Below are 19750 nucleotides of genomic sequence, written 5' to 3' on the forward strand. Positions count from 1 at the left end.
CCGGATGACGCAGCCCATCCCGCTCGGCATGCCGGAGCTCCCCGGTCGGCGCGACCGAGCCGACGGGCCCGCGGTCGGCGCCGACCCGCCCGAGGGCGATGTCGTGGCGCTGCGCGACGGGGCCTTGGTCGACACCTTCGGGCGCGTCGCCCGTGACCTGCGGGTCTCGCTGACCGACCACTGCAATCTGCGCTGCACCTACTGCATGCCCGCCGAGGGCCTGGCGTGGATGGCCAAACCGCAGATGCTCACCGACGAAGAACTGCTTCGGGTCGTCGGCATCTTCGTGGAGCTCGGCGTGCGCCAGGTGCGACTCACCGGCGGAGAGCCGCTGCTGCGACGATCACTGGTCGAGGTCGTGGCCGGGATCGCTGCCTTGACCCCGCGGCCGATGATTGCGATGACGAGCAATGGTGTCGGGCTGGCCCGAAAAGCGGAGGCGCTGGCGCAGGCCGGGCTGGACCGCGTCAACATCAGCCTCGACACGATCGACAAGCAGACGTTCGCGACCCTGACCCGGCGCGACCGCCTCGACGACGTCGTCGCCGGTCTGGCCGCCGCCGCAGACGCCGGTCTGACGCCGGTGAAGGTCAACGCGGTCGCGATGCGCGGCGTCAACGACCACCACGTCACCGACCTGCTCGAGTGGTGTCTGCAGCGCGGCTACGAGCTGCGCTTCATCGAGCAGATGCCGTTGGACGCCCAACACCAGTGGCAGCGCGACGCGATGGCGACGGCCGACGAGGTGCGCGAGCGACTCTCGCAACGGTTCACGCTCACCCCGGCGCAGGGGCGGGGCAGCGCGCCCGCGGAGCGCTACCTCATCGACGGCGGCCCGGCGACCGTCGGCATCATCGCCAGCGTCTCCGCGCCCTTCTGCGCCGCGTGCGATCGGGTGCGCCTGACCGCCGACGGCATGGTGCGCAACTGCCTGTTCTCCCGCGGCGAGATGGATCTGCGCGGCCCCCTGCGCGAGGGCGCCGGCGATCGGGAGCTGGTGCGACTCATCCGCGGGGAGATGTGGCGCAAGGCCCGCGGCCACGGCATCGGCGCCCCCGACTTCACCCAGCCGGCCCGCCCGATGAGCTCGATCGGGGGTTGACCGCGCCGGAGGGTCCGGCCTCGAGCATTCGATAGGGGGCTTGGATGTCGGTGGTCTCCAGGCGCCGGTCGACGGCGTTGGCGAAGACGACCGCCGGATAGGGCAGCACCGCGGCGGCGACGACGCATAGCCACGCCAGCCACGTCCACGACGTCGTCACCGCGAACACGCCGGCCAGGGCGAAGCACACCGTGCGGATGCCCATGGAGATCAGGTAGTTGCGCAACCGCTTGTTCTGGTCGACCCGCGGCGACAGCGCGGCCCCGGTGATCGAATGCACGGGTCGGGTCGGTGCGCGTCTGCCCTGGCGACCGCCGGACCCGGCAGCCGGGCCCTTCGGTCGGGAGCGATGCAGCGTTGCGCGCACCACGTCAGCGTAGGTCACCACCCGAACCACCGCGAGAGCTACCGGCCGGTAGTGCACTAGGTTCGGCGAAGGCGCACGCCGATGGCCGGCCGACCCAGCACGGGCCAGCCTCCAGCAGCCCTCCAGCAGCCCTCCAGCAGCCCCCCAGCAGCCCCCCAGCAGCCCCCAGCAGCCCCCCAGCAAGCCTGACGCAGATTGGACTCCTTGGCGCATGAGTAGCACCCCTCGCACCGCATTGGTCACCGGCGGCAACCGCGGCATCGGCCTGGCGATCGCGCACGCGCTGCGCGACGCCGGCGACAGGGTCGTCGTCGGCTGCCGAAGCGGGCAGGCGCCCGACGACTTCGAGGCCGTGCCCCTGGAGGTGACGGATACGGCCTCGGTCGACGCCGCCTTCACCGCCGCGGCCGAGCTGACCGGCAACCAGGTCGAGATCCTCGTGGCCAACGCCGGCATCACCCGCGACCAGCTGCTCATGCGCATGTCGGATGACGACATCGACGCGGTGCTCGACACCAACCTCGTGGGCGCGATCCGTTGCGCCCGGCGCGCCTCCAAGGGCATGTTGCGGCTCAAGCGCGGCCGGCTCATCTTCGTCTCCAGCGTCGTCGGGCTGTACGGATCGCCGGGTCAGGTCAACTACGCGGCGAGCAAGTCCGGGCTCGTGGGCGTGGCGCGCAGCATCTCGCGCGAACTCGGCGGCCGCGGCATCACCGCCAACGTCGTGGCCCCTGGCTTCATCGAGACGGCCATGACCGAGGAGCTTCCGGCCGACCTCAAGAAGCAGTACCAGGGCGCCATCCCCGCCGGGCGGTTCGGTGCCGTGGCGGAGGTCGCGGCGGCCGTGCGCTTCCTCGCCTCCCCGGAGGCCTCCTACGTCACCGGCGCCGTCATCCCCGTCGACGGGGGCCTGGGGATGGGGCACTGAAGCTCCCCTGCGTCACCACCGCGGTGACGCGGGGGAGGACCGGGCGCGCCGCGGGCTGGTGCGGTGCCGCGGGCCGATATCCTCCTGACGCGGCACGTCCCGCGCAACCTTTGACCACTCGAACACCGCTGGCCCGCGCAACCCTGCGATTGAACCCTGCGAAAGCTCGGAAGGAACAACCCACATGGCTCTGCTGGAGGGCAAGAAGATCCTCGTCACCGGCGTCCTGACGGAGGCGTCCATCGCCTTCCACGTCGCTCGTCTCGCGCAGGAGCAGGGCGCCAAGGTCGTGCTCACCTCGTTCGGACGGACGATGAAGATCACCACGGCGATCGCCCGGCGCCTGCCGGAGGCGGCCCCGGTCGTCGAACTCGACGTGGCCAACCCCGAGCACTTCGCGGCGCTACCGGACGCGCTGCGCGAGCACGTCGACTCCCTCGACGGGGCGCTGCACTCCATCGGGTTCGCCCCGCGGGCCGCGTTCGATTTCATGGGGGCCGCGTGGGAAGACGTCGCGCCGGCGCTGCAGATCTCGGCCTACTCCCTCAAGGACCTCGGCAAGGCGTGCGAGCCCCTGATGGGCCCCGGCAGTTCGATCGTCGGCCTGACGCTCGACGCGACGGTCGCCTGGAACGGCTACGACTGGATGGGGGTGGCCAAGGCCGCGTTCGAGTCGACCAACCGGTACCTGGCTCGTGACCTGGGCCCGAAGGGCATCCGCTGCAACCTCGTGGCCGCAGGCCCGATCCGCACGACCGCGGCCAACTCCATCCCGGCGTTCTCGCGGTTCGCCGAGTGGGGCGATCACTCCCCGCTGGGTTGGGATATCGCCGACCCGAAGCCCGCCGCGATGGCGTGCGTCGCGCTCATGAGCGACTGGTTCCCGGCCACGACCGGCGAGATCGTGCACGTCGACGGCGGCTTCCACTCCCTGGGCGGCTGACGCGCGGGCGGTCCGCGGGCGGTTGAGGCTGGTCGCGTCGTCCACAGCGCACGTTCTTCCGAAAACCTATTGTCGCAATGCTGTTCGCCGATAGGCCGGCAGAGTGCCCACAGGGGCCTCCGCCGACCGCTCGCCTTCGTCACGCTCTCGCGGTCGCCAGCCGCCGCAGGGGTCGAAGGAGCCGCCGTTGAGCACCGACTCACCCGTGTGGACTCCTGCGCGGCACCCGCTGGCCCGGATGCTGCGGGAGGCCGCTGCGGGTGCCTATCCGCCGGCCGACGGCGGCTGGTTGCGGGTGTCCCCGTGGAAGCAGGACCTGCAGGCGATCCTGTCGTTCACGGGTCGCGCGGTGCTGGCGGTCTCCTATGACGTGCCGGACTCGCGGCTGGAGGATCTGGGTCTGAGCGGCTGGGACGGCGCGTTCGCGCGGGTCCTCGTCGATCTGGCGGGCCCGACGGGGTGGATCGACTCACTCGACGTGCTGTTGCTCGGCACCGGTCGTGGCGCCAACGACGGCGGCCACGGTGGCCTCGTGGCCCGCCCCGACCTGGCCAAACATCCGCGGGCGGAGTATGCCCGGCGGGTCCGCACCGACGTGCAGGTACTCGGCCGCCCGGAGACCGATCGCAACGATGTCGTCATCCTCGCCCACGGCGTGGCGGGCCTACGCGAGATCAGCGGCGAGGTCGACCCGGCCCACCGCGGCCACGGCGCCGGCGCCGAACTCATGGGACTGGCTTTGGGCGCGGTCCCCGAGAACGAGGTCGTCGTCGCCTCCGTCGCCCCCGGCAACGCCGCCAGCCTGCGCGCCTGCCTGCGCGCCGGCATGGAGCCCGTCGGCAGCATCCAACTGTTCAGTAGCCGGCCCGAACACCGCCTCTGACGCGCCGCTCGAATCCTCTCGAGGCCCTCTCGAAGCGCCGTCGACGACCGACGTGTTCGGCGCCGCCGCGACGCTCAGGGGCGGTCGATGGCCAGGGCGTCGAGAACCAGGCGCAGGTCGGGGCGGTCGATGACGATGTCGGCGGCCTCGCGCAGCACGGGTTTGGCGCAGAAGGCGATGCCGGTGCCGGCGACGCTCAGCATGTCGAGGTCGTTGGCGCCGTCCCCGACGGCCACCGTGTTCTCTACCGGGATGCCCAGCCGTTGCGCCAGCTCCACCAGGGTCGCGGCCTTGACGCGGCGATCCACGACGCGACCCGCGACTCGACCGGTGAACCGGCCGTCGGCCACCTCGAACCGGTTGGCGACCACGTGACCGATCCCCATCCGCGCGGCCAGGGGGGTCACGACCTCCTCGAAGCCGCCGGAGACCAACGCGAGGGTGTGCCCCCCGGCGGCCAGTCCGGCGACGAATTCGGCGGCGCCCTCGGTGAGGCGCACCTCGCGTCGGACGTCGTGGATCACCTCGACCGGTAGCCCCGCCAGCGCCTTGACGCGGGCATGCAGGCTCTGGGTGAAGTCCAGCTCGCCGCGCATCGCCGCGGCCGTCACCTTGGCGACCTGCTCCTCGACGCCGGCGTGCCGGGCGAACAGCTCGATGACCTCGTCGCGGATGAACGTGGAGTCGACATCGCTGACGACGAGCACAGGGCCGGGCCGCCGGGTGGCGGCCGGCCCTGTGCCGTGCTGCGTACTGGGGCTGGCTGACGTGCTCACACCCACCAACCTAACGCGCGTCAGGCCCGCACCCGCGCCGCCCCAGACCCCGCGCGAAGGGGTTTTACACCTTCGTAATGACCGTGCCCTTGGGCACCACGACGATGCCGGCCTCGCTGACGTGGTAGCCGCGCGCCCGATCGGCCTCGACGTCGATACCGACCTCCGCCCCCGTCTCCACGACGACGTTCTTGTCGAGAATCGCGTTTCGCACGAAGGCATTACGCGCGATCGAGACGTTGTCCAGCAGCACCGAGTCGAGCACTCGCGCGTAGCTGTGCACCCGCACGTTCGGGGAGAGCACCGACCCCTCGACCATCGACCCGGAGACGATGCAGCCGGGGGAGATCGCGGAGTTCAGCGCCTGCCCGATGCGGCCCTCCTCGTTGTGCACGAACTTCGCCGGCGCCGAACTCGAGCTGGTGCTCGTGAAGATCGGCCAGGCGTCGTTGTAGAGGTTGAACACGGGCTCCAAGTGGATGAGGTCGCGGTTGGCCTCGTAGTAGGAGTCGATCGTCCCGACATCACGCCAGTAGGCCCGGTCGCGGTCCGTGGCGCCGGGGATGACGTTGTTGTTGAAGTCGTAGACCCAGCCGTCGCCCTTGTTGACGAAGAACGGCACGATGTCGCCGCCCATGTCGTGCTTGCTGTCGTCGTTCTGGGCGTCCTGACTGACGACGTCACGCAACACGTCGGCGTCGAAGACATAGTTGCCCATCGAAGCCAGCACCTCGTCGGGGGAGTCCGGCAGGCCGATGGCGTCGGTCGGCTTCTCGCGCCAGCGCCCGATCTTACGCACGTCGTTGGTGTCGACCTCGATGACACCGAACTGGTCGGCCAGCGAGATCGGCTGGCGGATCGCCGCCACGGTGATGCCCGCGTTGGTGTCGATGTGCTGCTGCACCATCTGGGAGAAGTCCATGCGGTACACGTGGTCGGCACCCACGACAACGACGATGTCGGGCTTCTCGTCGTCGATCGCGTTCAGGCTCTGGTAGATCGCGTCGGCGCTGCCCATGTACCACGACTTGTTGACGCGCTGTTGAGCCGGGATCGGCGCGACATAGTTGCCCAGCAGGGTGCTCATGCGCCAGGTCCGCGTGACGTGACGGTCGAGACTGTGCGACTTGTACTGCGTCAGCACCACAACCTTGAGGTACCCGGAGTTGACGACGTTACTGAGGGCGAAGTCGACGAGGCGGTAGATGCCGCCGAACGGGACCGCGGGCTTGGCGCGATCGGCGGTCAGGGGCATGAGCCGCTTACCCTCACCGCCCGCCAACACGATGGCCAGGACTTTAGGGGGACGAGATAGGGGCCTCATGCGTGCAACGTACCGCCCAGGAGGGCGCCCGCGGCGGGTGAGCGCGCGGGATTCCCACGCCCTGAGCGAACCGTCTCGACACCCGGCCGCCGCCGCTCGCTTCCGACTCGTTCCGGCCTTGTCCAGCTGTCTGCGCCGTGCTCGCGGGGCGTGATCGTGGCCCCCGCTAGAGCCCGTGGGAGACCGCGGCGCGACTAGGGTGCCAACGTGCGCGTAGACATTCTGTCCAAGGAGTATCCCCCGGCCGTCTACGGCGGCGCGGGCGTCCATGTCGAAGAACTCGTGCGGGCGCTGCGGGCCCGCGGCGACGTCGACGTCCAGGTGCGTGCCTTCGGTGCGCCCCGCGACGAACCCGGCACCACCGGCTACCCCGACCTGCCCGAGTTGGCGCAGGCCAATGCGGCGTTGCAGACCCTCGGCGTCGACGTGACGATGGCCGCCGACTGCGAGGGAGCCGACCTGCTGCACTCGCACACCTGGTACGCCAACATGGCCGGCCATCTGGGCGCGCTGCTGGCCGGCGCCCCGCACGTCATCTCGGCGCACAGCCTGGAGCCGCTGCGGCCGTGGAAGGCCGAGCAGCTCGGCGGCGGCTACCGCGTGTCGTCCTGGGTGGAGAAGACGGCGTACGAGGCTGCGGCGGGCGTCATCGCCGTCAGTCACGGCATGAAGGCCGACATTCTCAAGTGCTACCCGAGCATCGATCCGGCCAAGGTCGCCGTCGTGCACAACGGCATCGACTCCACCGACTGGCAGCCCGACACCTCCGACGCGGCCAAGGACGTGTGCCGCCAGTACGGCATGGATCCCGACAAGCCCTCGATTCTGTTCGTCGGTCGCATCACCCGGCAGAAGGGCTTGCCGCACCTGTTGCGCGCCGCCCATCAGCTGCCTCCGGACGTGCAGGTCGTGCTCTGCGCCGGTGCCCCCGACACCCCCGAGATCAAGGCGGAGGTCGAGGGGCTCATGGATGAGCTGCGTCAGACCCGCGACGGCGTCGTCATGATCGCCGAGCACCTGCCGCGCGCCAAGGTCATCGCCCTGGAGTCGCACGCCACCGTCTTCGCCTGCCCCTCGGTATACGAGCCGCTGGGCATCGTCAACCTCGAGGCGATGGCCTGCGACGCGGCGGTCGTCGCCACGCGCACGGGCGGCATTCCGGAGGTCGTGGTCGACGGTGAGACCGGATGGCTCGTCGACATCGAGCAGCGCGACGACGGCACCGGCACCCCGTTGGACCCGGCGAAGTTCGAGAACGACCTCGCCGCCGCCCTCACCGAGGCGGTCAGCGACCCGGCCCGCGCCCGCGCCATGGGCCAGGCGGGTCGCAGGCGCGCCGTCGAGCAGTTCAGCTGGTCGGCCATCGGTGACCGCACCATGGCGGTCTACCAGGAGGTGTTGGCCCGCAGCTGACGTGCCGCGGACCACGGTGCGCCCCGGGTGCGACGCTCAGTCGTCGCGGCCGGGGCGTAGCCCTGCCAGGTGCAGGGCCGCGACGTTGATGCCGCGGGTCAGGGCGTGGTGGGCGGCGGCGGCCAGGCGACGCAGGTGCTGCTGGCGGGCCGCGATGCCGGCCGCGTTCGTGCCGTCGTCGGGGGAGTCGGTTGCCAACCTCGCCAGGTCCGCGACCCCTGCTGCCAGATCGATGAGCCGCGCGGCCGGTGGCGGCAGGCCCGCCGGCAACGCCCACGTCGGGGTGCCCAGGCGCGCGGCCGCGCCGTCGGCCAGGCCACGCGAGGCCCACGGCACCGCCAGGCCCGACAACGCCTGCGTCGCCTCTGCCATGGCCCGCGAAAGGTCCCGCTCCGCCTGACGGCTGGACCAAGCATCCAGCACATGCGGCGCCACCGGGTCGCTGTCGTGATGGCGCCACGTCACCGACACGCCCCGGTCCCCGGGGGGACCGTATTCCTCGACGAGCGGCACCAGGCCGCCCCCGAGGCCGGGAACGAAGACGCACTCCCCGGCCGCCAGGGCCGCCTCGCGCAGGTCGCCGCCGCCGGGAGCGTCGCCATAGTCACCCGGGCGCGGCAACGCCATGAGCACGACCCGCTCACCCAGAGAGCTGCATGTCTCCAGCCACGTGCGCGCGCCCGTCGCGTGATCGGCGTCGGGAGCGCTGGCCTCGATAGCGGTGTCGACGTCGACCCGGCCCGTCAACAGGCACGTGCCCCACAACGACATCCGAGCACTCGCGGGCAGTTCGGGCATTGCGTCATCGTACGGCCGAGTACGGTGCCCGGCCTCACGTCGCCGAACACCCCGGGCCCGCACCGTCGCGCGGCAGGGCCGGTGCCTTAGGGTCTGGGTCATGGATCGCCACGACGAGTGCGAAGCCGGCTGCGAGGAGAACTCATGAGCGATGTCCTGGAGTTCGCCGGGGTCAGCGTCGTCCGTGGCGGCAACACGCTGCTCGACTCCATCGACTGGGAGGTCGAGGAGGGACAGCGCTGGGTGATTCTCGGCCCCAACGGCGCCGGCAAGACGACCCTGCTGCAGCTCGCGGCCGCCCGCATGCACCCCACCACCGGGGTCGCCGGTGTACTCGGTGAGGTGCTCGGCGCGGTCGACGTCTTCGAGTTGCGCCCGCGTATCGGCCTGGCCAGCTCCTCGATCGCCGAGCGGCTGCCGGCCGACGAGCGGGTGCACGACATCGTCGTCACCGCCTCCTACGGCGTCGTCGGCCGCTGGCGGGAGCGCTACGACGAGCTCGATCTGGCCCGCGCGACCGAGCTGCTCACCGCCCTGGGTGCCGGGCACTTGGCGGACCGGCGCTTCGGCACGCTGTCCGAAGGGGAGCGTAAGCGGGTCCAGATCGCCCGAGCGCTCATGACCGACCCCGAGCTCATGCTCCTGGACGAACCGGCGGCGGGCCTCGACCTCGGCGGGCGCGAAGACCTCCTCGCACGCCTGGGGGCCCTCGCCGAGGATCTCGACGCTCCGGCACTCGTGCTCGTCACCCACCACGTCGAGGAGATCCCGCCGGGCTTCACCGACGTACTGCTGCTGCGCGAGGGCAGGATCGTCGCTGCCGGCCCGATCGAGATCACGCTCACGGAGGCGAACCTCAGCGAGACCTTCGCCGTGCCGCTGGTCTTGGAGCAGCACGGGCAGCGCTACTCGGCGCGGGCCAAGGGAGCCCAGTCCGAGAGTTGAGCTGCAGGGCGATCACCCCGCCGGCCCGACGCGCCATCGGGGCCGCGGCCGCGCTCGCAGATTCAGTGGGTGTCAACCGCCATCCGCGGCGATGATGGAACCAGTGACGTGCGCCACCCGTCGCACCGTTAACGTCTGACACAGGCGAATCGGCGAAAAGCGTCCCATTCGCACGTATTGTCTCGAAGCTTGCGGCTATCGCTTGGCCCGGCTCGGGTGACGTGTCAGGCACGGTGTCGATGACATGAGATGACAACTGGAGGGAGAGGCGACATGCCGGAGTGGCTGCAAGGAAACGAGTGGGCCGCCTGGTTGGGCGTCGCTCTGATCCTGGGCGTCGTCGAGGCCGCCACCGTCGACTTCGTGTTTCTCATGCTCGCCGGAGGTGCACTGGCCGCGGGCGCCACGGCCCTCATCGGCTTCGGCTTCGGGGTGCAAGTCATCGTCGGGGTCATCGTCTCGATCGGGTTGCTCGGTGTCGTGCGGCCCATCGCCAAGCGGCACCTGTCGAAGTCCACAGACCACCCGGCCATCGGCACGGCCCGCTACATCGGCCAGGTGGGTCGGGCCGTCGAGCCCATCGGCGAGCAGCACGGGTTGCTCATCATCGACGGCGACACGTGGACCGCGCGGATCGCCCCAGGAGACACCCCCATCCCGGCGGACGCGCCGGGGCGGATCACCGCTGTCGACGGAGCCGTGCTCGTCGTGACGGCGGCCTCGCCGGTGCAGGACCTGCCGCGCCGCGAGCTCGAGAACGATTAAGTCAACCGAACAGTCAACAGGGAGGACCCGCACTATGGACGTCGGCTTGATTCTGCTCCTACTGGTGTTGCTCTTCGCGGTCGTCGTGGTCGTGCGCGCGGTGCGCATCGTGCCGCAACAGACCTCGCAGATCGTCGAGCGACTCGGAAAGTACTCGCGCACCCTCGACCCGGGCATCCACCTGCTGGTGCCCTTCGTCGACAAGGTCCGCGCGAACATCGACCTGCGCGAGCAGGTCGTCAGCTTCCCGCCGCAGCCGGTGATCACGAGCGACAACCTTGTCGTCAACATCGACACGGTCATCTACTACGCGGTGACCGACGCCAAGGATGCGGTGTACGAGATCGCCAACTTCATTCAGGGCATCGAGCAGCTGACCGTCACCACGCTGCGTAACGTCATCGGCTCCATGGACCTGGAGCAGACGCTGACGAGCCGCGATCAGATCAACGGCCAGCTGCGTGGGGTGCTCGACGAGGCCACCGGCCGTTGGGGCATCCGCGTCGCCCGCGTCGAGCTGAAGGCCATCGACCCGCCGCACAGCGTGCAGGACTCGATGGAGAAGCAGATGCGCGCCGAGCGCGACCGCCGCGCCACGATCCTGACGGCCGAGGGTGTCAAGGCCGCCGCGATCCTGACGGCCGAGGGTGAGAAGCAGAGCCAGATTCTGCGGGCCGAGGGTTCGGCCCAGTCCCGCATCCTCGAGGCCCAAGGCCAGGCCCGCGCGATCCAGCAGGTCTTCGACGCCATCCACCGCGGCAAGCCCGACCAGAAGCTGCTCGCCTACCAGTACCTGCAGGTGCTGCCGCAGCTGGCCCGCGGCGACGCCAACAAGATGTGGATCGTGCCCGGCGAGTTCACCGAGGCGCTCAAGGGCTTCGGCTCCGCATTCGGCAACACCGGCGGCAGCGCCCCGTTCCAGTTCGGCGACGACGACAGCGAGCCGTGGACGCCGGACGACACCCCGGACGACCTCGACGACTCGCCCTTCGGTAACACGTCGCTGAAAGACCCCTCCGTGGCCTTGGCCGAGGCCCGCGACGAGGCCGCCAAGTCGGTGGCCGAGGCCGAAGGGGTCGCCACACGGCCGGGCAAGGGTGGCCGCGCGGGCGGCAGCGGTGCTCGTCCCGCGCTGAGCGCCCAGCCCGACCAGCCCGGCGTCGACCCGTCGACCCAACCCGGCCTGGCCTCTCCCATCCCGCCGATGCCGCAGACCCCGGAAGGGGCCCCGCAGCAGGCACCAGAGGGTGAGCAGCGCAGCTGACAACCCTCGCTCGTCGAGATCCACCCCGGCACCCGTAGGGTGTCGGGGTGGATTTATGGCAGGCCCTGGCGATCCTGGCCGCAGGTGTGGTGGCCGGGACGATCAACACCATCGTCGGCTCCGGGTCGCTGGTGACCTTCCCGACGCTGCTGTTCCTCGGTTTCCCGCCGCTCGTGGCGAACATGAGCAACAACATCGGGCTCGTGCCCGGTGGCGTCAGCGGCACCCACGGCTACCGGCGCGAACTCGAACGGGCGCTGCCACTGGTGCGCCGCTTCGTCCCGGCCTCGCTCATCGGCGGGATCATCGGCGCGCTCCTACTGCTCGTACTGCCGGAGTCGGTGTTCGACGCCGTGGTGCCCGTGCTCATCGGCGTGGGGGTGCTGCTCGTCATCGTGGGCCCGACCCTGCAGCGCCGCGCCGCCAAGGCCCAGGCCACGACGCAGACGCGCGGGCGGCGGGTGCTCATCTGGGTGCTCGTCATGCTGACGGGGGTCTACGGCGGGTATTTCGGGGCCGCTCAGGGCATCATCCTCATCGGCATTCTCAGCACGCTGCTGGTCGCCGAGCTGCAGGTGCTCAACGGGCTGAAGAACCTGCTGGCGCTCGTCGTGAACTTCGTTGCCGCCACCGTGTTCATCATCATGCGCACCGACCAGATCCACTGGGGCGCAGTCGCGCTCATCGGTTTTGGCAGCCTCATCGGCGGCGTCATCGGCGCCCGGGTCGGCCGACGCCTGCCGCCGGTCGTGCTGCGCACCATCATCATCGTCGTCGGAGTCATCGCCATCGCCCGCATGACGGTCTTCGCCTGAGAGGGAGTCCGTGCCGATCACCATCACCGACCCGGCCGACGAGCGGGTCGCCGACTACCTGCGGCTGACCGACATGGCGCTGCGCACTCGCCTCGAGCCGGCCAACGGGCTCTACCTCGCCGAGAGCGAGAAGGTGATCCGTCGCGCGCTGACCGCCGGGCACCGGCCTCGCTCCTATCTCATGGCGCCGCGCTGGCTGGACGACCTCGCCGACCTCGTCGCCGAGGCGCAGGCGCAGGGGGTGCCGGTCTACGTGGGCGAGCACGACGTCATCCGGGCTCTCACCGGGTTTCACCTGCACCGTGGGGCGCTGGCCTCGATGCACCGGCCCGTGCTGCCGAGCGTGAGCGAGGTGATCGCGCAGGCCTCGGGCGGCCGGGGGCGCGGTGCCCCCGGGGGTCGGGCGCGGATCGCCGTCTTCGAGAACCTTGTCGACCACACGAACGTCGGCGCGGCCTTCCGGTCGGCCGCGGCGCTCGGCGTCGACGCCGTGCTCGTCACCCCCCAATGCGCCGATCCGTTCTACCGGCGCTCCATCCGCGTCTCGATGGGCACGGTCTTTCAGGTGCCGTGGACGCGCATCGACCCCTGGCCCGGTGCCATCACGCTGTTGCAGGAGAATGGATACGTGGTGGCGGGGCTGACCCTGGCCGACGACGCGATGACCCTCGATGAACTCGTCGCGCACGACCATCCGCGCCTGGCGCTCGTCTTCGGCGCCGAGGGCGACGGACTGGCGCCACGGACCAGCGCCGCGGTGGACGTCCGCGTGAAGATCCCGATGACCGGCGGCGTCGACTCGCTCAACGTCGCGGCGTCGTCAGCCGTCGCCTTCTACGCCACCCGCTGAACACCCGCCGAAAGTCATACTTTGCGGCGAAGTTCAGAGCTTTCTCTGACCCTCGACTGAAGGTATGACTTTCGGCGGGTCTGGGGTTGGTGGAGATCAGCCTTCGATCTCGTAGGTGCCGGTCAGGGTGGCGCGGCCGATGACGTGGGCCAGCATCATGAAGGACGCCTTGGCGGGGCTGGTGCCGGGCTCGATGCCCAGCTCCGCCGTGTCCAGGGCGTGCACGGCGAAGATGTAGCGGTGCGGCCGGTCGCCGGGAGGCGGGGCGGCGCCGCCGAAGTCGTGGCTGCCGAAGTCGTTGGGGAGTTGCAGCACCTGCCCCGGCATCGACCCGCCGCCGATGTGTCCCGCACCCTCTTCGACCCCGCCGGCCGTGCCGTCGATCCCGACGACGAACCAGTGCCAGAAGCCAGAGGGTGTCGGTGCGTCCGGGTCGTAGCAGGAGAGCACGAACGACTTGGTGCCCTCGGGGGCACCGGACCAGCTCAGGGCGGGGGAGATGTTGTCTTCGCCGAAGGAGTGCTTGGCCGGCAACGCCTCGCCGTCGGCGAACTCGGGGCTGGTGAGCTCGAACGAAGCCGTCTGCGGCAGAAGGGAGTAGGGGTCGGGTGCCTGAGGACGATCGAGGTTCATACCAGCCAACCCTAGCCGGGCGTCAGCCGTCCAGCAGGACGCGGGCCAGGGCCGAATCGATGACGAGGGAGTCGACGATGCCCGCAGCGACGGCGGCGCGCACCGCCGGTGCCTTGGCCGCCCCCAGCACGATGCCGCAGGTGTGCGGGATCGCCAGCAGCGCCTCCTCGCCGACGTTGACGACCCGGCGCGCCAGTTCGGGGCGCACGATCGTGCCGGCGGCGTCGAAGAAGACCCCGCACACCTCTCCGATGGCGCCGCTGGCCTGCACCTGCGCCCGCGCCTTCGGTGATACCGCGTCGAAGATCGTCGAGGTGTGCTGCCCCCAGAAGCCGATGCCGACGACGCCGCGGGTGACCCGCTGGGCCTGCTCGAGAGCCTGTGCGACGGACTTCTGGCGCAGCACCGCCCGCGCCGCCTCTTCGTCGTCGACGATGAGCGGCGCATAGAACACGTGCCCCTTGGTGCCCGCGAGGCGGGCGGCCTGCACGACGCTCTCGACCGGGCTGGCGTCGTCGTCCGGCAGCACCGCCGTGCCGCACAGTTGCACGACCTCCACGGGAGGCAGGCTGGTCAGCTGGCCGACCATCGCGTACACCTCCCGCGCCCACGTCATGCCGAGCACGTCGCCGGGCACGACGACCTCCGAGACGTAGGCGGCGGCCGAGGCGGCCAGGCGGCGACGCGCGTCGCCCAGGGAATCGGTGCCGGTCTCCACGACGAGGCACTCGTGCAGCCCCAACTGCTGCGCCAGGCGGGTCGAGAGGTCGAGATCGAGGTCGCCCGTCGGGGAGATCTCGATCCGCACGAGCCCGGTCCGCAACGCCTCGTCGAGCAACCGGGCGACCTTGAAGCGGCTCAGGCCCAAGTCCTTGGCGATGTCGACCTTCGAGACACCTTCGAGGTAGAACCGGCGGGCCACCGTGCCCATGAGCACGTAGTGCAGGGGCCCCCCGGCGCTGCCCGCGCCGGCGCCCGCACTCGGGCTCGCACTCGCAGAATCGCTCATTTGAACCCACTCCCGCTCGTACGTGCAGTGCGATCACTGTAGGGCGATGACCTCAGGTGCGCGACGGGCTCCAGGTCACCGTCTGATTACGGCTGGACACAAGGGTGTTTCGGGATGTTGACAACGAGGTATCCGGAGCACTTGAATGCACAGGCATCAACTCAGATGTGCATTGTCGCGCTCATCTGAGCAACCTCAATGAGGAGGACCTGTGTCGAGGACACGACTTCGGACGACGGTGGCCGTGGCGGTCGCAGCTGCCACGACCGTCGGCCTCAGCGGCTGCGCCGGCTTCGGCGGGGGCGGGCTCGCCGGGCGCGACGACACCAACGCCGTCAACGTGCTCATGGTCAACAACCCGCAGATGGTGGACCTGCAGCGGCTGACGTCGCGGTTCACCCAGGAGACGGGGATCACCGTCAACTACACGGTGCTGCCGGAGAACGACGTGCGCGCCAAGATCAGCCAGGAGTTCAGCGCCCAGGCCGGCCTGTATGACGTCGCCTCGCTGAGCAACTTCGAGATCCCCATCTACGGCCGGGCCGGCTGGGTCGCCCCGCTCAACGACTTCATCGCCGCCGATTCGGGCTTCGACCAGGACGACATCATGGACTCGATGCAGCAGTCGCTGTCGGTCGACGGCACGGTGTACGGCCAGCCCTTCTACGGCGAATCCAGCTTCCTCATGTACCGCAAGGACCTCACCGACGCCAAGGGCATCACGGTGCCGAGCAACCCCACGTGGGACCAGGTCGCCGAGCTGGCGGCCCAACTCGACGGTGCCGAGCCCGGCATGAAGGGCATCTGCCTGCGCGGTATGCCCGGCTGGGGGCAGGTCTTCGCGCCCCTGACCACGGTCGTCAACACCTTCGGCGGCACCTGGTTCGACGCGAACTGGGCCCCGCAGGTCAACGCGGCGCCCTTCAAGGACGCCGTGAACTTCTACGTCACCCTGCTCAAGGAGCACGGACAGGCCGGCGCCGCTCAGTCCGGCTTCACCGAGTGCCTCAACGCGATGGTCACCGGCCGCACGGCGATGTGGTACGACGCCACCTCGGCGGCGGGTTCGCTGGAGGCGGAGGGTTCCCAGTACCGCGGCAAGTTCGGCTATGTGGCTGCGCCCGTCAAGGAGACCCAGAGCTCGGGCTGGCTGTACACGTGGGCCTGGGCGATCCAGAACGGCAGCCCGCGCAAGGATGCGGCGTGGAAGTTCATCTCGTGGGCCTCGGGCAAGGACTACGAGAAGCTCGTGGGCCAGCAGGTCGGCTGGGCCAATGTGCCTGCCGGCAAGCGCGCGTCGACGTACCAGATCCCGGAGTACCTGCAGGTGGCGAGCGCCTTCGCGGAGCCGACCAAACTGGCCATCGAGAACGCCGACCCGAACAACCCCGGTGTCCAGCCGCGCCCGGCTCCCGGCATCCAGTTTGTCGGCATCCCCGAGTTCCCGGCGCTGGGCACCCGCGTCAGCCAGGACATCAGCGCGGTCATCGCCGGTCAGATGAGCGTCGACGAGGCGCTCGACCGCGGCCAGGCCGCCGCCGAGCTCGTGGCCAGCAGGTATCAGAAGTGATCGCCGTGATTGCGCGCGCTGTGCGCGCCGACCAATCCCCCAGGACCGACCGTGAGCGAGGCCAGCTGTGAGCCCTGTCGCCCAGAACCCGACGAAGAACCCGCTGGCCACCGGGCCGGCCACCGAGTCACGCATGCAGCGCTCCGGGGCGTGGGCGCGACGTATGCCGCTGCTGCCGGCGCTCATCATCGTCATCCTGATGACGCAGATCCCGTTCCTGGCGACGATCGTCATCTCGATGATGAACTGGAACGCGTACTACCCCGACGACATCCACTTCGCCGGGTTCCAGAACTTCGGCATCGTGCTGGCCGACCCCGAGGCCCGCAGCGCCATCTTCGTCACGATCCTGCTCACCGTGGCGGTCGTCGGCTTCTCGCTGCTCATCGGACTGGGTATCGCGTTGCTGCTGGACCGGTCCTTCCCGGGCCGGGGCATCGTGCGAACGATGATGATCACGCCGTTCCTGCTCGTGCCGATCGCCGCCGCGCTGCTGTGGAAGCACGCGATCTACAACCCGGTGTACGGCTTGCTCAACGGCACGCTGACATGGATCTTCGGTGAGGGCGCGCCCCAGCCGGACTGGATCAGTCAATGGCCGTTCTGGGCGATCGTCGCCGCGATCGTGTGGCAGTGGACCCCGTTCATGATGCTCATCCTGCTCGCCGGCCTGCAGAGCCGGCCGCTGGACGTCGTCGAGGCAGCCCGCATCGACGGAGCCAGCAGCTGGCAGATCTTCACGAACATGACGCTGCCGCACCTGCGCCCGTTCATCGAGCTGGCCGGTCTGCTCGGCGCGATCAACATCGTGCAGAACTTCGACCACGTCTTCACGATCACCGGTGGTGCGCTCGGCACCGCGAACCTGCCGTACTTCATCTACCAGACCTTCTACGTCGCCCAGGACTACGGCGTCGCGTCCGCCGCCGGCGTCATCGTCGTCCTCGGCACCATCATCATCGCGACGTTCGCCCTGCGCACCGTGCTGAGCCTCTTCAAGGAGGAGACCCGATGAGCATGACCTCGACCGGCCAGAAGACGTCCACTGGTCTGGAGATCCGGCAACGCAAGACGCCGAAGTCCGACATTTTGCTCGGGCTGCTGGCGTGGGCCATCGGCCTCATCTTCATCACCCCGATGTTCTGGATGGTGCTGACGGCCTTCCACCGGGAGACAGACGCGGCGACCAACCCGCCCTCGCTGTTCGCCCCGATCGTGCTCGACGGGTTCAAGGCCTTCTTCGGCGCCAACCCGTGGCCCTACCTGGCCAACTCGCTGATGGCCAGCGTCGTCTCCACGATCCTGGTGCTGCTGCTGGCCTTCCCGGCCGCCTACGCGCTGAGCATCCGTCCCGTGGCCAAGTGGAGCGACGTGCTCTTCTTCTTCCTGTCCACCAAGTTCATGCCGATCGTCGCGGCGCTGCTGCCGCTGTTCCTCTTCGCGGTGCGTACCAACCTGCTGGACAACATCTGGCTGCTCATCCTCTTCTACACGGTGATGAACCTGCCGATCGCGATCTGGATGCTGCGCAGCTTCCTCGCGGAGGTGCCGGTGGAAATGCTCGAGGCCGCGGAGGTCGACGGTGCGGGCCTCATCCGCACCATGCGTGAGGTCATCGCTCCGGTCGTCATGCCCGGCATCGCGGCCGCCGCGCTCATCTGCTTCATCTTCAGCTGGAACGAACTCCTCTTCGCCCGCGTGCTCACCGGTACGGTGGCACAGACGGCGCCGGTCTTCCTGACGGGCTTCGTCACCAGCCAGGGCCTGTTCCTCGCGCAGGTGTGCGCGGCCTCCCTCGTCGTCTCGCTGCCGGTGCTCATCGCCGGTTTCGCCGCGCAGGACAAGCTCGTCCAGGGTCTGTCGATGGGAGCCGTCAAGTGAGTGCAGTCGCACTGTCGCAAGCAACGCTGCAAGAGATCGGAGCCGCCGGCAAGGTCGCGGTGCCGAGTTACGACCGGAGCGCGGTCACCCCCGGCATCGTGCACGTCGGGGTCGGTGGGTTCTTCCGAGCGCACCAGGCGATGTACCTCGATCGCCTGATGAACGAGGGCAAGGCGCTCGACTACGGCATCGTCGGGGTCGCCGCCCTGCCGCACGACAAGCGCATCTACGACGCGATGTCCGCGCAGGACGGGCTGTACACCCTCCTGCAGAAGCACCCGGACGGGCACATGGAGGCGCGGGTCATCGGCTCCATGCTGTCGGTGCTCTTCGCTCCCGACGACCCGCAGGCCGTCGTCGACCGCATGGCCGACCCGAGCACCAAGATCGTCGCGCTGACGATCACCGAGGGCGGCTACCTCGTCGACCAGGTGACCGGTGAATTCCGGGCCGACCACCCCAGCATCCAGGCCGACCTGGAGCCGGGGGCGACGCCGAGCACGACCTTCGGGTTCATCGTCGCGGCGCTGGCCAAGCGGCGGGAGGCGGGTCAGGCGCCGTTCACCGTGCAGTCCAGCGACAACCTGCCCGGCAACGGCGACGTGGCCAAGAAGATGATCTGCGCGTTCGCGCGGCTCATCGATTCCGACCTGGGCGCCTGGATCGAGGCCGAGGTCGCCTTCCCGAACGCGATGGTCGACCGCATCACGCCGGTGACCACACCGGAGGACATCGAGCTGATCGCCGACGAGTTCGGCGTGGCCGACCAGTGGCCGGTCGTCTGCGAGCCGTTCACCCAATGGGTCATCGAGGACCACTTCCCGGCCGGGCGACCGGCCTGGGAGGACGCGGGGGCCCAGCTCGTCGACGACGTCATCCCGTACGAGCTGATGAAACTGCGGCTGCTCAACGCCAGCCACCAGGCGCTGTGCTACCTGGGCTTCCTCTCCGGCTACGAGTACGCCCACGAGGTCTGCTCGGACGAGTTGTTCCGCGCGTTCCTGCTGCGCTACATGGAGCGCGAGGGCAGCCCCACGTTGCCGGAGGTGCCCGGGGTCGACCTCGACGCCTATCGGCACGAGCTCATCGACCGGTTCGCCAACCCCGCGGTGCGCGATCACCTGTCCCGGCTGTGCCTGGAGTCCTCCGACCGCATCCCCAAGTGGCTGGTGCCGGTCATCAAGGAGAACCTCGCGGCAGGCGGCGAGATCGACGTGGCCGCGCTCGTCGTCGCGTCGTGGACCCGGTACGCCGAGGGCGTCGACGAGGACGGCAACGCGATCGACGTGCGCGACAACGACAAGGAACGGGTGATGGCGGCCGCGCAGGCCAGCAAGACCGACCCCGTCGCGTTCCTGCGCATGGAGGACTACTTCGGCGACCTCGCCGACGACGAGCGCTTCACCGCCGCGTACACCGCGCACCTGGCCTCGCTGCGAGAGCGCGGCGCCCGGGCGACCTTGACCGAGTTTATGGAGGGATAG

General features: G+C 69.7%; 20 protein-coding genes. 14 read left to right on the forward strand and 6 right to left on the reverse strand.

Annotated features, from left to right (window positions below):
- Positions 1–4 precede the first annotated feature (4 nt).
- The gene (gene moaA, locus KILIM_RS02445; RefSeq protein ID WP_006591027.1) at positions 5–1102 is read left to right on the forward strand and encodes a GTP 3',8-cyclase MoaA; all 1098 of its coding nucleotides are present in this window, start codon (positions 5–7) and stop codon (positions 1100–1102) included.
- On the opposite strand, the gene KILIM_RS23030 is transcribed toward moaA, so the two are convergent.
- Positions 1062–1490, reverse strand: a complete 429-nt coding sequence (locus KILIM_RS23030) for a DUF3099 domain-containing protein (protein WP_006591028.1) — start codon at positions 1488–1490, stop codon at positions 1062–1064. The two genes, moaA and KILIM_RS23030, sit on opposite strands and share 41 nt — an antisense overlap.
- Positions 1491–1680: 190 nt before the next feature.
- On the opposite strand from KILIM_RS23030, the gene KILIM_RS02455 reads away from it, so the two are divergent.
- The 3 genes from KILIM_RS02455 (at position 1681) to KILIM_RS02465 (ending at position 4223) form a co-directional block, all read left to right on the forward strand.
- A complete protein-coding gene (locus tag KILIM_RS02455) occupies positions 1681–2397 on the forward strand; it encodes an SDR family oxidoreductase (protein WP_006591029.1) in 717 nt (238 codons plus the stop codon).
- Positions 2398–2581: 184 nt separating this feature from the next.
- A complete protein-coding gene (fabI, locus tag KILIM_RS02460; RefSeq protein ID WP_006591030.1) occupies positions 2582–3340 on the forward strand; it encodes an enoyl-ACP reductase FabI in 759 nt (252 codons plus the stop codon).
- A gap of 187 nt (positions 3341–3527) precedes the next feature.
- A complete protein-coding gene (locus tag KILIM_RS02465) occupies positions 3528–4223 on the forward strand; it encodes a GNAT family N-acetyltransferase (protein ID WP_006591031.1) in 696 nt (231 codons plus the stop codon).
- 74 nt (positions 4224–4297) lie between these two features.
- Here the strand turns inward: KILIM_RS02465 and serB are convergent, their stop codons facing one another.
- Complete coding sequence (gene serB, locus KILIM_RS02470) at positions 4298–4999, reverse strand: phosphoserine phosphatase SerB (RefSeq protein WP_217997031.1); 702 nt, start codon at positions 4997–4999, stop codon at positions 4298–4300.
- A 64-nt stretch (positions 5000–5063) separates the two neighbouring features.
- Positions 5064–6323, reverse strand: coding sequence for a glucose-1-phosphate adenylyltransferase (gene glgC / locus KILIM_RS02475; protein WP_040561908.1), 1260 nt, complete (start codon positions 6321–6323; stop codon positions 5064–5066).
- A gap of 207 nt (positions 6324–6530) precedes the next feature.
- On the opposite strand from glgC, the gene glgA reads away from it, so the two are divergent.
- Positions 6531–7736, forward strand: coding sequence for a glycogen synthase (glgA, locus tag KILIM_RS02480; protein ID WP_006591034.1), 1206 nt, complete (start codon positions 6531–6533; stop codon positions 7734–7736).
- Positions 7737–7772: 36 nt separating this feature from the next.
- Here glgA and KILIM_RS21960 read toward each other — a convergent pair whose 3' ends face one another.
- Entirely contained in the window at positions 7773–8534 is a 762-nt protein-coding gene (locus tag KILIM_RS21960; RefSeq protein WP_006591035.1) for an Rv1486c family protein, read from the reverse strand.
- Between the two features lie 144 nt (positions 8535–8678).
- Between KILIM_RS21960 and KILIM_RS02490 the strand changes: the two genes are divergently transcribed.
- The 5 genes from KILIM_RS02490 to KILIM_RS02510 all read left to right on the forward strand — a co-directional run bounded on the left by KILIM_RS02490 (position 8679) and on the right by KILIM_RS02510 (position 13173).
- Positions 8679–9479 carry an ABC transporter ATP-binding protein gene (locus KILIM_RS02490; RefSeq protein WP_006591036.1) on the forward strand — a complete coding sequence of 267 codons (801 nt, stop codon included), beginning with the start codon at positions 8679–8681 and terminating at the stop codon, positions 9477–9479.
- Positions 9480–9752: 273 nt separating this feature from the next.
- Positions 9753–10244: an NfeD family protein gene (locus tag KILIM_RS02495; RefSeq protein ID WP_006591037.1), complete on the forward strand. Its 492-nt coding sequence runs from the start codon at positions 9753–9755 to the stop codon at positions 10242–10244.
- A gap of 34 nt (positions 10245–10278) precedes the next feature.
- Positions 10279–11508 (forward strand): SPFH domain-containing protein, encoded by a 1230-nt coding sequence (locus tag KILIM_RS02500; protein ID WP_006591038.1) that lies wholly within the window; start codon positions 10279–10281, stop codon positions 11506–11508.
- A 47-nt stretch (positions 11509–11555) separates the two neighbouring features.
- A complete protein-coding gene (locus tag KILIM_RS02505; RefSeq protein ID WP_006591039.1) occupies positions 11556–12323 on the forward strand; it encodes a sulfite exporter TauE/SafE family protein in 768 nt (255 codons plus the stop codon).
- 10 nt (positions 12324–12333) lie between these two features.
- Positions 12334–13173, forward strand: coding sequence for a TrmH family RNA methyltransferase (locus tag KILIM_RS02510; protein ID WP_006591040.1), 840 nt, complete (start codon positions 12334–12336; stop codon positions 13171–13173).
- Between the two features lie 96 nt (positions 13174–13269).
- On the opposite strand, the gene KILIM_RS02515 is transcribed toward KILIM_RS02510, so the two are convergent.
- Positions 13270–13806, reverse strand: a complete 537-nt coding sequence (locus KILIM_RS02515; RefSeq protein WP_006591041.1) for a YbhB/YbcL family Raf kinase inhibitor-like protein — start codon at positions 13804–13806, stop codon at positions 13270–13272.
- Positions 13807–13828: 22 nt separating this feature from the next.
- Complete coding sequence (locus tag KILIM_RS02520) at positions 13829–14815, reverse strand: sugar-binding transcriptional regulator (RefSeq protein WP_006591042.1); 987 nt, start codon at positions 14813–14815, stop codon at positions 13829–13831.
- Between the two features lie 238 nt (positions 14816–15053).
- Here KILIM_RS02520 and KILIM_RS02525 point away from each other — a divergent pair, with 238 nt between their 5' ends.
- From KILIM_RS02525 to KILIM_RS02540, 4 genes are all read left to right on the forward strand, one after another.
- Positions 15054–16385, forward strand: coding sequence for an ABC transporter substrate-binding protein (locus KILIM_RS02525; RefSeq protein ID WP_006591043.1), 1332 nt, complete (start codon positions 15054–15056; stop codon positions 16383–16385).
- A 133-nt stretch (positions 16386–16518) separates the two neighbouring features.
- Positions 16519–17400: a carbohydrate ABC transporter permease gene (locus tag KILIM_RS02530; protein WP_083875863.1), complete on the forward strand. Its 882-nt coding sequence runs from the start codon at positions 16519–16521 to the stop codon at positions 17398–17400.
- Positions 17397–18266, forward strand: a complete 870-nt coding sequence (locus KILIM_RS02535; protein WP_006591045.1) for a carbohydrate ABC transporter permease — start codon at positions 17397–17399, stop codon at positions 18264–18266. The genes KILIM_RS02530 and KILIM_RS02535 overlap by 4 nt, the downstream gene beginning before the upstream one ends.
- Positions 18263–19750: a mannitol dehydrogenase family protein gene (locus KILIM_RS02540; protein ID WP_006591046.1), complete on the forward strand. Its 1488-nt coding sequence runs from the start codon at positions 18263–18265 to the stop codon at positions 19748–19750. The genes KILIM_RS02535 and KILIM_RS02540 overlap by 4 nt, the downstream gene beginning before the upstream one ends.

Origin of the sequence: Kineosphaera limosa NBRC 100340 (assembly GCF_000298215.1) — a bacterium.
In the GTDB taxonomy this organism is placed as follows: Bacteria; Actinomycetota; Actinomycetes; order Actinomycetales; family Dermatophilaceae; genus Kineosphaera; species Kineosphaera limosa.